This window comes from Flavobacterium granuli, from assembly GCF_900129705.1.
Classification (GTDB): Bacteria; Bacteroidota; Bacteroidia; order Flavobacteriales; family Flavobacteriaceae; genus Flavobacterium; species Flavobacterium granuli.
In genome coordinates, this window is sequence record NZ_FQWO01000004.1 from 212859 (window position 1) to 226800 (window position 13942).

The window sequence follows — 13942 nt, forward strand, 5'->3', positions numbered from 1 at the left end:
GATGCTTTTTGACTTAGGGCAAACTAAAAAAGAACAACGATATTCTTTTTAGACAATTTCCAAAGTCTTCGCTTTGTTAACTAAATCAACTAGATTAGTAACATTAAGTTTTGTCAATAGACGCAACTTATAAGTACTAATTGTTTTTTCGTTTAGATTTAGAATTTCGGCAATTTCATGATTCTTCTTTCCGCCGCTTAAATAGCGTAAAACTTCTACTTCACGATTGGAAAGCTTTCTATACAGTCTTTCGCTTTTGCTTTGTTTGGCAATTAAGGCTAGGTTTTTCTTGACGGTTTCGTTCATGATAATCTTTCCCTGATGAACTTTGATGATAGACGCGCCCAAAGTTTCCAGTTTTTCTTTTTTATGAACAAATCCAGCGACACCTGCTTTAATGGCATTTGGTGCGTAAATTTGTTCCGAAAGACCACTGAAGATAATAATCTTTGTTTTAGGAAAGTTTTTCAAAATGGATTTCACTTCAAAAATGCTGGAAAGTCCTTCCAGTTCTAAGTCTAGTACTAAAACATCAATATCTTTAGTAAGGAGTATATCGCGGATCATCAAAAAACTGCCAACATTGGCAACAATTGATATGTCGGCATGGTCTTTAAAATAAGATTTTACGCCAAAATGCACGACAGGGTAGTTATCTGCAAAACAAACTTTAATCATAACTTTAAATTTTTAAGAGTTGTTTGTTAAAATCATTTATAAATTTAATGAAAAAAACACATTATTACTAATTTTCCTGATAAAATGCAATTATGTTCGATTAATTAAACAAATTGGTATTTCTTTCATTTTATGTTGGTTGGTTCTGTTTAAGCATTTGTAAATATCAAAAACTTCTTTTTCTCTTCCTGAGAAATCATTTGTTGATTTCCCCGCTTCGGCAGCAAGCATTGCCCATTCCAGTTCATCATAGTTAGCGCCTAGTTGCTCTTCATCTGTTTTTTCATCGCCAAACAAGCCATCTGAGGGGGCAGCTTTGAGTATGGATTCCGGAACTTTTAGATAAGTGCCTAGAGTAAATACCTCTGATTTCATTAGATCTGCTATGGGGCTGAGGTCGACTCCGCCATCACCATATTTTGTAAAAAAACCAACGCCAAAATCTTCTATTTTGTTTCCTGTTCCAGCAACTAATAATCCATGAACACCTGCGTGATAATATAAGGTAGTCATGCGCAAGCGGGCACGAGTGTTTGCAAGGGTTAGGTGTAATTTTTTTTCATCAAAATCAGTAGGAACTTCTTTTTTGAAAGTTTCAAATACTAAAGTTAGATCGGTTATTGTGTTACTAACATTGGGAAATCTTTGCTTTAATTGCTCAATATGCTCACGTCCACGGCTGACGTGGCTTTCGTGTTGATGGATTGGCATTTCTACACATAAAACTTTTAAACCAGTTTGTGCGCATAAGGAAGAAGTCACTGCCGAATCGACTCCACCTGAAATTCCTACGACAAAACCATTGACATTTGCATTTTCGGCATAGGTTTTTAACCAGTTCACAATATGCGTGTTCACTTTATCAGCCTGAAAAGCGACTTTTTTAATCATAAATAGTTTAAGTTTTAACGAGTAGGAATGTATATTTGCAAAAGCATTCAGGGATTTACTCGTTTTCTGATTTTTATGTGTGCAAATTTAATTAAAAAAAAATGAAATTATATCAAATACCTATTCTCTTATGTTTGTTTTTTTTTTCCTGCGGTAAAAAAGACAAAATAGATAAAGCTATTGAGGAAATTCCGGTTACTTTAAAGGTAGAGCGTTTTGATAAAGCTTTTTTTGAAACAAAGCCCGAGGATTTGGATAAGGTGAAGCAAGATTTTCCGCTTTTCTTTCCGGCTGGAAACAATGATGCTGTTTGGCTGAGTAAAATGCAAGATCCTCTTTGGCGTGAATTGTATACTGAGGTTCAGAAAAAATATTCGAATTTTGAACCTGAACAAAAGGAATTAGAAATCTTGTTTAAACGTATAAAATACTACTTCCCTAAAACGAAAACGCCAAAAGTTATTACGGTGATCTCAGAAATGGATTACAATAATAAGGTGATTTATGCAGACAGTCTTTTGATTATTTCTCTTGAGTTGTATTTAGGGAAAGAGCATAAGTTTTATCAGTTTCCAAATTATATCAAACAAAATTTTGAGCAAAGACAGATGATACCTGATGTGCTTTCTAGTTTTGTAAAGCAAAAAATGAAGCCAAATTTGGATAAAAACCTGTTGTCAAACATGATTTATGCTGGGAAGGAATTATATGTAAAGGATTTGTTATTGCCTGATTATAGTGATGCCGATAAAATGGGTTATACGGATCAGCAATTATTATGGTGCGAGGAAAACGAGAGTTATATGTGGCGTTATTTTATTGAAAACGAGCTGCTTTATAGTGATGAGCAGAAATTGATTTCCAGATTTGTGAGTCCAGCGCCCTTTTCTAAATTCTATTTAGAGATTGATAACGAAAGTCCGGGTCGAGTGGGAGCATGGATAGGATGGCAAATTGTTCGTTCTTATATGAAAAACAATGAAGTATCTTTGCAGCAATTATTAGATGCGAATGCTAAAGAAATATTTGAAAAATCAAAATACAAACCTAAAAAGTAATGTCAGATAAAAACAGATCAGAAATTAAGTTTCTAGTAGAATTAGATGAGAACCGTGTTCCTGAAAAATTATTGTGGTCCGCAAAAGACGGAGGTGTCGAATTAGAGGAGTCCAAAGCAATTATGCTATCTGTTTGGGATAGTAAGGCAAAAGAAAGTATGCGTATCGATTTATGGACCAAAGATATGCCGGTAGATGAGATGAAGATTTTCTTTCATCAAACCTTGGTTGCTATGTCAGATACTTTTCATAGAGCCACTGGCGATGAGAAAATGTCAGATACTATGAAAGATTTTTGCGATTATTTTGCCGAAAAATTAGAATTGAAAAAGCAATAATAGGCCTCAAAAAAAAATCCCAAAACTGATTAATTAAGTTTTGGGATTTTTTATGTTGATTAAGTTTTCTAAAACTGACTGTTGTTTTTGAAAACCTCTTGGTTTACTTCGTCTATATAATTTAAAACTTCGTCTTTTCCTATGGATTCTGTGGCAGAGGTCACGAAATAGTGCGGCATCTCGGCCCAGTTATTGGCAAACATGTTCTTCTTGTAGGCTGCAATATGGGAATCAATTTTTGTTTTACTGATCTTGTCAGCTTTGGTAAAAATGATGCAAAAAGGAATTTCGCTTTCTCCCATATAAGACATGAATTCTATATCAATGGCTTGGGCTTCGTGTCGAATGTCTATCAAAACAAAAGCGCAAACTAATTGTTCTCTGGTTTCAAAATAGTCCGTTATGAATTGTTGGAAAACCGATTTGGTTTTTTTAGATACTTTGGCATAGCCGTATCCTGGTAAATCTACCAAAAACCAATTGTTGTTGATTAAAAAATGATTAATCAGCTGTGTTTTTCCTGGTCTTCCTGATGTTTTGGCTAATTTTTTTTGGTTGGTCAACATATTGATTAATGATGATTTTCCAACATTAGACCTGCCTATAAAAGCATATTCGGGCAAAAAGTCCTTAGGACATTTGCTAACATCAGAGTTGCTAATTACAAATTCGGCGGTATTGATTTTCATATTCTGTTTGTGTAAATCTCTTCTAGAGAGGATGCTTTATAAATGGCTTTCTGTCAGCCACTCTTCGAGTATGCGATTGAATTCCTGTGGTTGTTCCATCATGGCTGCGTGTCCACATTTGTCTATCCAGTATAAGTTAGAATTAGGCAGCAATTTATTGAACTCTTCTGCAACTTCCGGAGGGGTAACTTTGTCGTTTTTTCCCCAGATAATACAAGTTTTAACATGCATTTTGGGTAAGTCTTTTGCCATGTTGTGACGAATGGCACTTTTGGCAATGGTTAAGGTTTTGATCAGTTTAATTCGATCATTAACTGTAGCATAAACTTCGTCAATAAGTTCAGGTGTAGCAATCTTTGGATCATAAAATACGTCTTCGGCTTTTTTCTTGATGTATTCATAGTCGCCTCTTTTTGGGTAGCTGTCTCCCATGGCGCTTTCATACAATCCAGAACTGCCTGTTATTACTAGACCTGCAACTTTTTCAGGATACATTTTGGTGTGGTATAAGGCAATATGGCCTCCAAGTGAATTTCCTAAAAGGATGACTCTGTCGAGTCCTTTGAAAGTGATAAAATTTTTAACGTAGATGGCAAAACTTTTGACATTAGTTTTTAAAATGTTTTGAGTATATATAGGTAAATCCGGAATGATTATTTTGTATCCTTTTGTAGAGAAGTGGCTGGCAACTGCGTCAAAATTACTTAAGCCTCCCATTAGGCCGTGTAGAATTACAATTGGAGTTCCTTCGCCTGCTTCATAATAGCTGTATTTACCTTCTTTTTTATAGTTTTTTTCCATGTTTTTTGGATGCGGATTTTCAATTTTCACAAATATAGGATTTAATAAATTAAAATGAATTTTTGAGAACTTTTTTTTGTTTTTCAAACTTTTTATTGAGGTGAAGAAGATGTTTTTTTTTAGGGCTTTTTTTGGTCAAAATAATGTGATTTTGGGATTGAATTATGAGCATATTGATTGTAATTTTTTGTGTTGTATGAACATTCTTGCAAGGGTGCTTTGGAATAGCTAACATGTTGAGAGTCCAAAAATTAAGGGTTTTTAGTCAAAAGTGGTTAAACTTATTAACAAAGTGGTAGATTGTGGTAAATGGTGGTAATTTTTTTTATATTTTTGCTCAACATCATTTTTAATAAAAAACGCGCTTGAATACTATTGTAGGGACATATGAATGTAAAGTCGATGCTAAAGGAAGGGTTTTGTTGCCGTCTCCTTTGAAAAAGCAATTGGCTGCTTCACTTCAAAGCGGTTTCGTTTTGAAGCGTTCTGTTTTTCAGCCTTGTTTGGAGTTGTATCCAATGGAGGAGTGGGATTTGATGATGCAAAAAATCAACAAGCTCAATCGTTTCGTTAAGAAGAATAATGATTTTATTAGAAGGTTTACGGCAGGTGTAAAAATAGTTGAAATAGATGCTTTGGGAAGACTTTTAGTGCCTAAAGATTTAGTGGTTTTTGCAAGTATTGCTAAGGATGTTGTTTTTTCTTCGGCAGTGAATATAGTGGAGATTTGGGATAAAGACTTGTATGAGAAATCGATAAGTGGTGAAGATATTGATTTTGCCGATTTAGCGGAAGAAGTAATGGGAAATATAAATGACGACGACAATGGAATATCATAATCCGGTTTTGCTTCAGGCATCAGTTGATGGTTTAAATATTAAGCCTGATGGGGTGTATGTTGATGTGACCTTTGGTGGAGGTGGGCATTCAAAAGAAATTTTAAGAAGATTGGGTCCAAGCGGAAAGTTGTTTGCTTTTGATCAGGATGAGGATGCTTTGGCTAATGCCTTGGTTGATGAGAGATTTATTCTTATCAATGAAAATTTCAGGTTCATTAAGCGTTTTTTGCGTTTTCATGGTGTTAAAAGTGTAGATGGGATTTTGGCTGATTTGGGGGTTTCTTCGCATCAGTTTGATGTTGCTGAAAGAGGTTTTTCTACTCGTTTTGATGCTGGTTTGGATATGAGAATGAGTCAGAAAAATGATCTTAATGCTTACCGAGTGGTGAATGAATATGATGAGGTAAATTTGAAAAGAGTCTTCTTGGATTATGGTGAATTAAAAAGTGCACCAGCTTTGGCAAGAACAATTGTAGAGGCAAGAGAGAAGCAGTCAATCAAGACTACAGATGAACTGAAAGAGGTTTTGGCGAAATATTTACCTGAAAAAGTCAGAAATAAAATTTTGGCTCAAATTTATCAAGCCATTCGAATTGAAGTCAATCAGGAAATGGATGTATTGAAGGAGTTCTTGGAGCAATCCTTGGAGATCTTGAGTCCAGGCGGAAGGTTGAGTGTCATTTCCTATCATTCATTAGAAGACAGATTGGTGAAACGATTTATGAAGAATGGAATGTTTGAAGGAGAACCAGAACGTGATTTTTTTGGAAATTTTTCAGTTCCGTTTAAAACAATCGGAAAGCTAATTATTCCGGATCAGGAGGAGATTAAAACAAACAACAGAGCGCGAAGTGCAAAATTAAGGATAGCAGAAAAGATATAATTATAAGGTATGAAATACGGTGTGTATAACATATTAAAAGCAAGGTTTCTTATCGACGATGATGCGGTTAAAAATTGGCGCTTTATCGTTTTTCTTATTTTATTGGCCATAATTATGATTGCTAATACGCAACGTTTTGAACAAAAAGTATTTATGATTGCCGGATTAACAAATGAAGTAAAAGAATTGCGATCAGAGTTTGTAGATAGACGTTCTCAGTTAATGAAACTAAAAATGGAGTCGACTGTTTCAGAGAAAATGCTCGAAAGACAAATTTTCCCATCAACAGTTCCGCCAGTTAAGATTAAAGTAAAAAAAGAAGAGGAAAAAAGTTTTCTTAAAAAAATATGGCAGTAGAAGATAAACAAATATCGTATAGAATCTATCTGGTTGCTTTTGCTATTTTTTTGATAGCGATTGCGATAGCCGTAAAGTTAACTAATATCCAATGGGTGGAAGGGGATTATTATCGAAAATTAGCCAAAGAAAGAACGGTTAAGAACTTCGTTATCCCTTCTAATAAAGGAAATATTTATTCGGCTGACGGGAGCTTATTAGCGACATCGATACCAAATTATGAGATACGTTTTGATGCTCTTGCGCCTAAAAAGGAAAATTTTGATAAAAATGTCGAGTCCTTATCGGATTCATTGGCTTCTATTTTAGGAAAATCCAGTGGTTTTTATTTAAATGAACTTAGGAAAGCTAGAGCAAATAAGAATCGTTATTGCTTGATTGCTCGTGATTTAAGTTATACAGACTATGTAAAAATTAAAGGTTTTCCATTGTTTAAACTGGGCGCGAATAAAGGTGGAATCATAATCGAGCAAAAAACTGTTAGAGAGCATCCTATAGGAAAAATTGCAGAACGAACTATTGGTTATGAAAGAAAAAAGCCTGATGGTACTTACGATGGAAAAGGAATCGAATGGGCTTACAGGGATTATCTGAATGGAAAAGACGGAAAGGTTTTAAAGCAAAAAATTGCCAAAGGGCAATGGAAACCTATCAGAGATGTTAATGAGGTAGATCCTCAAGATGGTTATGATGTGATTTCTACAATTGATGTTTATATTCAGGATATCGCTCATCACGCTCTGTTGAAACAATTGGAGGATTTTGAGGCAGACCATGGCTGTGTCGTGGTTATGGAAACTAATACGGGTCATGTAAAAGCCATTTCGAATTTAGGAAGGGATAAAAACGGTGGCTATTATGAGACAACTAATTATGCGGTAGCGGAGTCTCACGAGCCGGGTTCCACATTTAAGTTGGTTGATTTGATGGCTATTTTGGAAGACAAAGTCGCTGATACCAGTACTGTTTATGATACTAATGGGGGCGAAGTAAGATATTCGGGAAAAGTAGTAAGAGATTCTAAAAGAGGCGGATATGGCAAAGTCTCTTTGGCTAGAGGATTTGAATTGTCGTCGAATACAGTTGTAGCACAAGCGGTTTATGATAATTATAAAAATAATCCTTCCAAGTTTATTAAGCATGTTAATTCATACGGATTTAATAAAAAATTGAACATGGATTTTAAGGGTGAAGGAAGGCCGTATATTCCGCAACCAAGCGATAAAAACTGGTCAAATATTTCGCTTCCTTGGATGGCTTTTGGATATGGTGTTTCGGTAACTCCAATGCAAACTTTGACTTTTTACAATGCTGTTGCTAATAACGGGGAAATGGTAAAGCCACAGTTTGTTTCTGAAATTAAAGAATGGAACCGAACGATCAAAAAAAATGAGAAAATAGTCATTAATCCAAGGATTTGTTCTCCAGCGACGCTCTCAAAAGTAAAAGCGGTATTAGCCAATGTGGTTAAGAAAGGAACGGGTTCTAAATTGTATTCCAAAGATTTTTCCATGGCGGGTAAAACGGGTACGGTAAAAGTGAATTACGGGAAAAATGATGGGACAAGCTTTTATTATGCTTCTTCATTTGTGGGGTATTTCCCAGCTGATAAGCCTAAGTATTCTTGCATTGTAGTGGTGCATAAACCAAGTACAGCCAGAAATAATTATTATGGTGCCGATGTGGCGGGTCCTGTTTTTAAAAGAATCGCGCAGAAAATTTTTACTGACGTTCCTTCAACGAATGAAATAAAAAAGTTGAATAGAAAGATTCCAAAACAGGAAGAAAGTTACAATACCTATTTTGCCAAGGTGCAAAAACAGCAACAGTCAATTCCTGATGTTAAAGGAATGCCGGCTATGGATGCAATTGCATTGTTGGAGAATTTAGGTTTAAAAGTGAAAGCTGTTGGAATGGGAAAAGTAAAAAATCAATCCCTTCAAGCAGGTCAGGACATCATGAAAAACGCAACTATAACACTAGAATTATTGTGATTATACTAAAAGACATATTATATAAAGTAGCTATTGAAGTGGTTCATGGTCCAACGGATATTTCCATTGGTAAAATTGAATTCGATTCTAGAAAAATAGAAAAAAACGATGTTTTTGTAGCAATACGAGGATCAATTTCGGATGGACATGATTACATTCAAAAAGCAATTGAGCTAGGAGCTGTAGCGATTGTTTGCGATACTTTTCCGGAGAATTTTGAAAAGGGACTGACGTATATACAAGTTAAAGACACGAATAAAGCTTTGGCCTTTATGGCGGCTAATTATTTTGGGAATCCTTCCGAAAAATTAAAATTAGTAGGTATAACTGGTACAAACGGGAAAACTACCATTGCTTCATTATTGTATCAATTGTTTAAAAAAGCAGGTTTCAAAGTTGGTTTATTGTCAACGGTAAAAATAATGGTGGATGATCTTGAGTACAAAGCGACTCACACAACGCCAGATTCCATAAGCATTAATCATTATTTGAAAGAAATGATTGACGCCGGTGCCGAATATTGTTTCATGGAAGTGAGTTCTCATGGGATTCATCAAGAAAGAACCGAAGCCTTGCATTTTGCTGGAGGTGTATTCACTAATTTATCTCACGATCATTTGGATTACCATCCTACTTTTTCGGAATATAGAGATGTTAAAAAGTCATTTTTTGATAATTTACCAAAAACAGCTTTTGCCCTGTCGAATATTGACGATAAAAATGGGGCGGTTATGTTGCAAAATACGGTGGCCAAGAAGCGTACTTATGCTTTGAAATCCTATTCGGATTATAAGGCACAAATTCTCGAAAACCAGCTGTCAGGACTGTTGCTGAAGGTAGATGGAAATGAAGTTTGGGTAAAGTTAATAGGGACTTTTAATGCTTATAATGTTTTGGCGATATATGGAACCGCGATTGAGTTGGGCTTAGACAGTCTGGAAACACTCCGTTTATTGTCTGAATTGGAAAGTGTTTCGGGAAGATTTCAATACATCGTTTCGGAGACCAATATTACGGCAATTGTAGATTATGCACATACTCCGGATGCTTTGGAAAACGTGTTGAAAACAATAAATGATATTCGGACCAAAAATGAACAACTCATTACAGTTGTGGGTTGCGGAGGGAATAGAGATAAAACCAAACGTCCTATTATGGCGGGACTAGCTTCTGATTTGAGTGATAAAGCGATACTGACTTCTGATAATCCAAGAAATGAAGATCCGGAAACGATCATCAGCGAAATGGAGCAAGGGGTTGCAGCTCAGAATTATAAAAAAGTATTGGCAATCACTGATAGAAAGCAAGCTATAAAAACAGCTTGTCAATTGGCTCAGAGCAACGATATTATATTGATTGCAGGAAAAGGACATGAAACGTATCAGGAAATTAATGGCGTGCGTCATGATTTTGATGATATGAAAATAGTTAAAGAAATATTAGAACAACTTCATAAATAGTAAAAATATGCTGTACTACTTATTTGAATATTTAGACAAAACATTAGACGTTTCTGGGACTGGAGTTTTTCAGTACATCACTTTTAGATCGGCACTGGCATTAATGCTTTCCTTGTTGTTGTCTACTATTTATGGTAAAAGGATTATTCGCTTTTTGCAAAATCAACAGGTGGGTGAAACTGTGCGAGAACTGGGATTAGCAGGTCAAAATGAAAAAGCGGGAACGCCTACTATGGGAGGTTTGATTATCATTTTTGCTACGCTGGTACCTGTTTTGCTGTTTGCTAAACTGCATAATATTTATGTCGTGTTGTTGATTGTGACTACTTTATGGATGGGGACTATCGGTTTTGTAGATGATTATATTAAGATTTTTAAGAAAGACAAACAGGGTTTAAAAGGAATTTTCAAAGTATTTGGTCAAGTTGGCTTAGGCTTAATTGTAGGTTTTGTTCTTTATTTTCATCCTGGAGTGACGGTACGAAAAGATACTGGTAAAACGGATGTTTTTAAAATCACAACTGAGAGCGTCATCACTCAAGCGCCTCTAGAAGAGAAATCTACGGCTACAACCATTCCATTTTTTAAAAATAATGAGTTCGATTATGCGGAGTTGTTGGCTTGGACTGGCGAAGGTTATGAAAAATGGGCTTGGTTGATTTTTATTCCTGTTGTGATTTTTATAATCACGGCAGTTTCAAATGGAGCTAATTTAACTGATGGTATTGATGGGCTCGCTGCTGGTACTTCGGCTGTATCTGTTTTGGCATTGGGTATTTTTACTTTTGTTTCGGGAAATATTATATTCTCTAATTATCTCAATATAATGTATATCCCTAATTCGGGGGAAATGACCGTATTTATAGCGGCCTTTGTGGGTTCATTAATTGGGTTTCTTTGGTATAATTCGTATCCGGCGTCTGTATTTATGGGGGATACGGGGAGTTTAACCATTGGTGGAATCATTGCCGTATTGGCAATTGCTGTTCGAAAAGAATTATTAATACCACTGTTATGCGGGATATTTCTAGTCGAAAATTTCTCTGTTGTCTTGCAGGTGAGTTATTTTAAATACACCAAAAAACGTTTTGGCGAAGGACGTAGAATATTTTTGATGTCACCGCTGCATCATCATTATCAAAAGAAAGGCTATCACGAGAGTAAAATTGTAACCCGATTTTGGATCGTGGCCATCATGCTGGCGATATTGTCCATTGTCACTTTAAAACTAAGATAGTATGAGATTAGTTGTTTTAGGTGGAGGCGAAAGCGGTGTTGGAACTGCTATTCTTGGAAAGAAAAAAGGATATGATGTTTTCGTATCTGATTTTGGAAAAATAAAAGAAAGTTACAAAGAAGTTCTGATCAATAATGAAATAGCCTGGGAAGAACAAAAACATACGGAAGCATTGATTTTGAATGCGGATGTGGTGATGAAAAGTCCGGGAATTCCGGAGAAGTCCGCGATAGTTAAAAAGCTTGTCGAAAAAGGAATTCCAGTGGTTTCTGAAATTGAATTTGCGGCTCCTTTTACAAAAGCTGTGACCATAGGGATTACTGGAAGTAACGGTAAGACAACTACAACTATGTTGACGTATCATCTGCTCAAATCGGCAGGTTTGAATGTGGGTTTGGCAGGAAATATTGGAAAGAGCTTTGCCTGGCAGGTAGCAGAAGATTCTTTTGATTCTTATGTGCTTGAGTTGAGTAGTTTTCAATTAGACGGAATTATCAATTACAAACCGCATATCGCGATTATTACAAATATAAGTCCGGATCATTTGGATCGCTATGATTACAATTATCAAAATTATATTGATTCAAAGTTTCGAATTACAATGAATCAAACCGAGGAAGATTACCTCATTTATGATGCTGATGACGAAGCCATCGCAGAATGGTTAAAAAATAATAAAACAAAAGCTAAACTAATTCCTTTTTCATTGACAAAAACATTCAGTGAAGGAGCATTTATAAAAAACAATAAAATGGAAGTAATTATCAATAAAGAGGAGTTTTTAATGGAAACAGAATCTATTGCATTAGAAGGAAAACATAATATGAAAAATGCAATGGCAGCAACCTCTGTGGCAAAATTGATGCAAATACGTAAGTCAACAATTCGCGAGAGTATGTCTAATTTTCAGGGAGTGGAACACCGTTTGGAGAAGGTTTTGAAAATTCAGAATGTGCAATACATCAATGATTCGAAAGCAACAAACGTAAATGCTACTTTTTTTGCGCTAGATAGTATGAATAGCCCTACGGTTTGGATTGTTGGTGGTGTTGATAAAGGAAATGATTATAATGAATTGATGTCGCTGGTACGCGAAAAAGTGAAAGCGATTATATGTTTGGGTATCGACAATAAAAAAATTATCGAAGCTTTTGGAAACGTGGTCGATGTAATGGTTGAAGTCAATAATATGAATGATGCTGTGAGAATGGGGCAACGATTGACTGAAAAAGGAGATACTGTTTTATTATCGCCGGCTTGCGCCAGTTTTGATTTGTTCGAAAATTATGAAGACAGAGGGAATCAGTTTAAACAAGCAGTGTATAATTTATAAAAGAATAAGGAATTAAGAATTAGGATTTCCATTACAAAGACGAAATCTTAATTCCTAAATTAAAAAACTCAAAATCAAATATGAAACAACTAGTAAGCAAATTAAAAGGAGATAAAGGGATATGGTCGTTTGTGGCCTTATTGGCTTTGTTTTCGTTTATGCCTGTATTTAGTGCAAGCAGTAATTTAGCTTATTTAGGACATGGAACAGGAAATACATTGGGTTATTTGGTAAAACATTTGGGGCATATTGGCTGTGGTTTTCTGATAATTTACTATGTTCATAAAGTTCCGTATCATTATTTTCGTTCTATCTCTAAATGGTTGTTGCCGATAGTTTGGGGTGTTTTGGCCATTACAATGATAAAAGGAACGGTGATAGGTGGAGCTAATGCAAGTAGATGGCTGCAAATCCCTGTTGTAGGCATCTCGTTTCAACCCTCGGCTTTTGCGGCTGTGGTGTTATTTGTTTATGTGTCTCGTTATTTGTCAAAAACCAGACAAGAGCCTATTGATTTTGTAGCTTCACTCAAGGAGCTTTGGTTACCTGTTTTTGTTACGTTGATATTTATTCTTCCTTCGAATTTTTCGACTACAGCATTAATTTTCTCGATGATAATAATGTTGGTATTCATTGGGAAATATCCATTAAAATATATTGGTTTTATAATTGGAATGGGAGTTCTGTCGCTCACTTTTTTTATTTTAGTTGCTAAAGCGTTTCCGGATGCATTTAAAAACAGGGTGCATACTTGGGAAAGTCGTGTAGAAAGTTTTTTTAACGATAAGCCAGGTGAAGACGATTATCAAATCGAGAAAGCTAAAATTGCGATTGCTTCCGGTAAAATTTATGGGTTGGGTCCGGGAAAAAGCGTTCAAAAGAACTTCTTGCCACAGTCTTCTTCTGATTTCATTTTTGCCATTATTGTTGAGGAATATGGACTTATAGGAGGTTTAGGAGTTCTGGCTTTGTACTTATTGTTGCTTTTTCGATTTGTTATCGCCTCGCACAAGGCTAAGACCATGTTTGGCAAATTAGTGGTTGTAGGTTTAGGATTTCCTATGATATTCCAGGCAATGATTAATATGGCGGTTGCTGTTGAATTATTGCCCGTAACAGGGCAGACCTTACCGCTAATCAGTAGTGGTGGGACTTCAATTTGGATGACTTGTATTGCATTGGGAATCATCATTGGGGTAACCAAAAAAGATGAAGAAATTGAAGAAGAAATGAAAGTCGCTGCCAAGAGAGAAGAAGCACTTCAAAAACTGATTGATGCTGAATTGGCTTCGGGTGAAGAAAATTCAGATAATTATTCCATTGAAGATAAAGCAGCAAATCCGATGGATGCGGTTTTGAATAAATAATAGTTTACAATATTTTT

Annotated in this window: 14 protein-coding genes; 10 read left to right on the plus strand and 4 right to left on the minus strand. The window is 35.5% G+C overall.

Annotated features, from left to right (window positions below):
- Positions 1 to 48: 48 nt before the first annotated feature.
- Positions 49 to 678 carry a response regulator transcription factor gene (locus tag BUB25_RS07665; RefSeq protein ID WP_072942566.1) on the minus strand — a complete coding sequence of 210 codons (630 nt, stop codon included), beginning with the start codon at positions 676 to 678 and terminating at the stop codon, positions 49 to 51.
- A gap of 90 nt (positions 679 to 768) precedes the next feature.
- On the minus strand, positions 769 to 1569 hold the full coding sequence (gene nadE / locus BUB25_RS07670; RefSeq protein ID WP_072942568.1) for an NAD(+) synthase: 801 nt from the start codon (positions 1567 to 1569) through the stop codon (positions 769 to 771).
- A 101-nt stretch (positions 1570 to 1670) separates the two neighbouring features.
- Here nadE and gldB point away from each other — a divergent pair, with 101 nt between their 5' ends.
- On the plus strand, positions 1671 to 2627 hold the full coding sequence (gldB, locus tag BUB25_RS07675) for a gliding motility lipoprotein GldB (RefSeq protein ID WP_072942571.1): 957 nt from the start codon (positions 1671 to 1673) through the stop codon (positions 2625 to 2627).
- Complete coding sequence (gene gldC / locus BUB25_RS07680; protein ID WP_072942573.1) at positions 2627 to 2965, plus strand: gliding motility protein GldC; 339 nt, start codon at positions 2627 to 2629, stop codon at positions 2963 to 2965. Before gldB ends, gldC begins: the two co-directional genes overlap by 1 nt.
- 68 nt (positions 2966 to 3033) lie before the next feature.
- Here the strand turns inward: gldC and yihA are convergent, their stop codons facing one another.
- Positions 3034 to 3654, minus strand: coding sequence for a ribosome biogenesis GTP-binding protein YihA/YsxC (gene yihA, locus BUB25_RS07685; RefSeq protein ID WP_072942575.1), 621 nt, complete (start codon positions 3652 to 3654; stop codon positions 3034 to 3036).
- A gap of 36 nt (positions 3655 to 3690) precedes the next feature.
- Positions 3691 to 4455, minus strand: coding sequence for an alpha/beta fold hydrolase (locus tag BUB25_RS07690; RefSeq protein WP_072942820.1), 765 nt, complete (start codon positions 4453 to 4455; stop codon positions 3691 to 3693).
- Positions 4456 to 4820: 365 nt separating this feature from the next.
- Between BUB25_RS07690 and BUB25_RS07700 the strand changes: the two genes are divergently transcribed.
- The 8 genes from BUB25_RS07700 to BUB25_RS07735 all read left to right on the plus strand — a co-directional run bounded on the left by BUB25_RS07700 (position 4821) and on the right by BUB25_RS07735 (position 13925).
- Positions 4821 to 5294: a division/cell wall cluster transcriptional repressor MraZ gene (locus BUB25_RS07700; RefSeq protein ID WP_072942580.1), complete on the plus strand. Its 474-nt coding sequence runs from the start codon at positions 4821 to 4823 to the stop codon at positions 5292 to 5294.
- Complete coding sequence (gene rsmH / locus BUB25_RS07705; protein WP_170860232.1) at positions 5269 to 6177, plus strand: 16S rRNA (cytosine(1402)-N(4))-methyltransferase RsmH; 909 nt, start codon at positions 5269 to 5271, stop codon at positions 6175 to 6177. The genes BUB25_RS07700 and rsmH overlap by 26 nt, the downstream gene beginning before the upstream one ends.
- A 9-nt stretch (positions 6178 to 6186) precedes the next feature.
- Positions 6187 to 6534 carry an FtsL-like putative cell division protein gene (locus BUB25_RS07710; RefSeq protein WP_072942582.1) on the plus strand — a complete coding sequence of 116 codons (348 nt, stop codon included), beginning with the start codon at positions 6187 to 6189 and terminating at the stop codon, positions 6532 to 6534.
- Complete coding sequence (locus BUB25_RS07715; protein WP_072942584.1) at positions 6525 to 8528, plus strand: penicillin-binding protein; 2004 nt, start codon at positions 6525 to 6527, stop codon at positions 8526 to 8528. The genes BUB25_RS07710 and BUB25_RS07715 overlap by 10 nt, the downstream gene beginning before the upstream one ends.
- Positions 8525 to 9988, plus strand: coding sequence for a UDP-N-acetylmuramoyl-L-alanyl-D-glutamate--2,6-diaminopimelate ligase (locus BUB25_RS07720; RefSeq protein WP_072942587.1), 1464 nt, complete (start codon positions 8525 to 8527; stop codon positions 9986 to 9988). The genes BUB25_RS07715 and BUB25_RS07720 overlap by 4 nt, the downstream gene beginning before the upstream one ends.
- A gap of 7 nt (positions 9989 to 9995) precedes the next feature.
- On the plus strand, positions 9996 to 11225 hold the full coding sequence (mraY, locus tag BUB25_RS07725) for a phospho-N-acetylmuramoyl-pentapeptide-transferase (protein ID WP_072942589.1): 1230 nt from the start codon (positions 9996 to 9998) through the stop codon (positions 11223 to 11225).
- Position 11226: 1 nt separating this feature from the next.
- A complete protein-coding gene (murD, locus tag BUB25_RS07730) occupies positions 11227 to 12558 on the plus strand; it encodes a UDP-N-acetylmuramoyl-L-alanine--D-glutamate ligase (protein ID WP_072942592.1) in 1332 nt (443 codons plus the stop codon).
- Between the two features lie 80 nt (positions 12559 to 12638).
- A complete protein-coding gene (locus tag BUB25_RS07735; protein ID WP_072942594.1) occupies positions 12639 to 13925 on the plus strand; it encodes an FtsW/RodA/SpoVE family cell cycle protein in 1287 nt (428 codons plus the stop codon).
- Positions 13926 to 13942 lie beyond the last annotated feature (17 nt).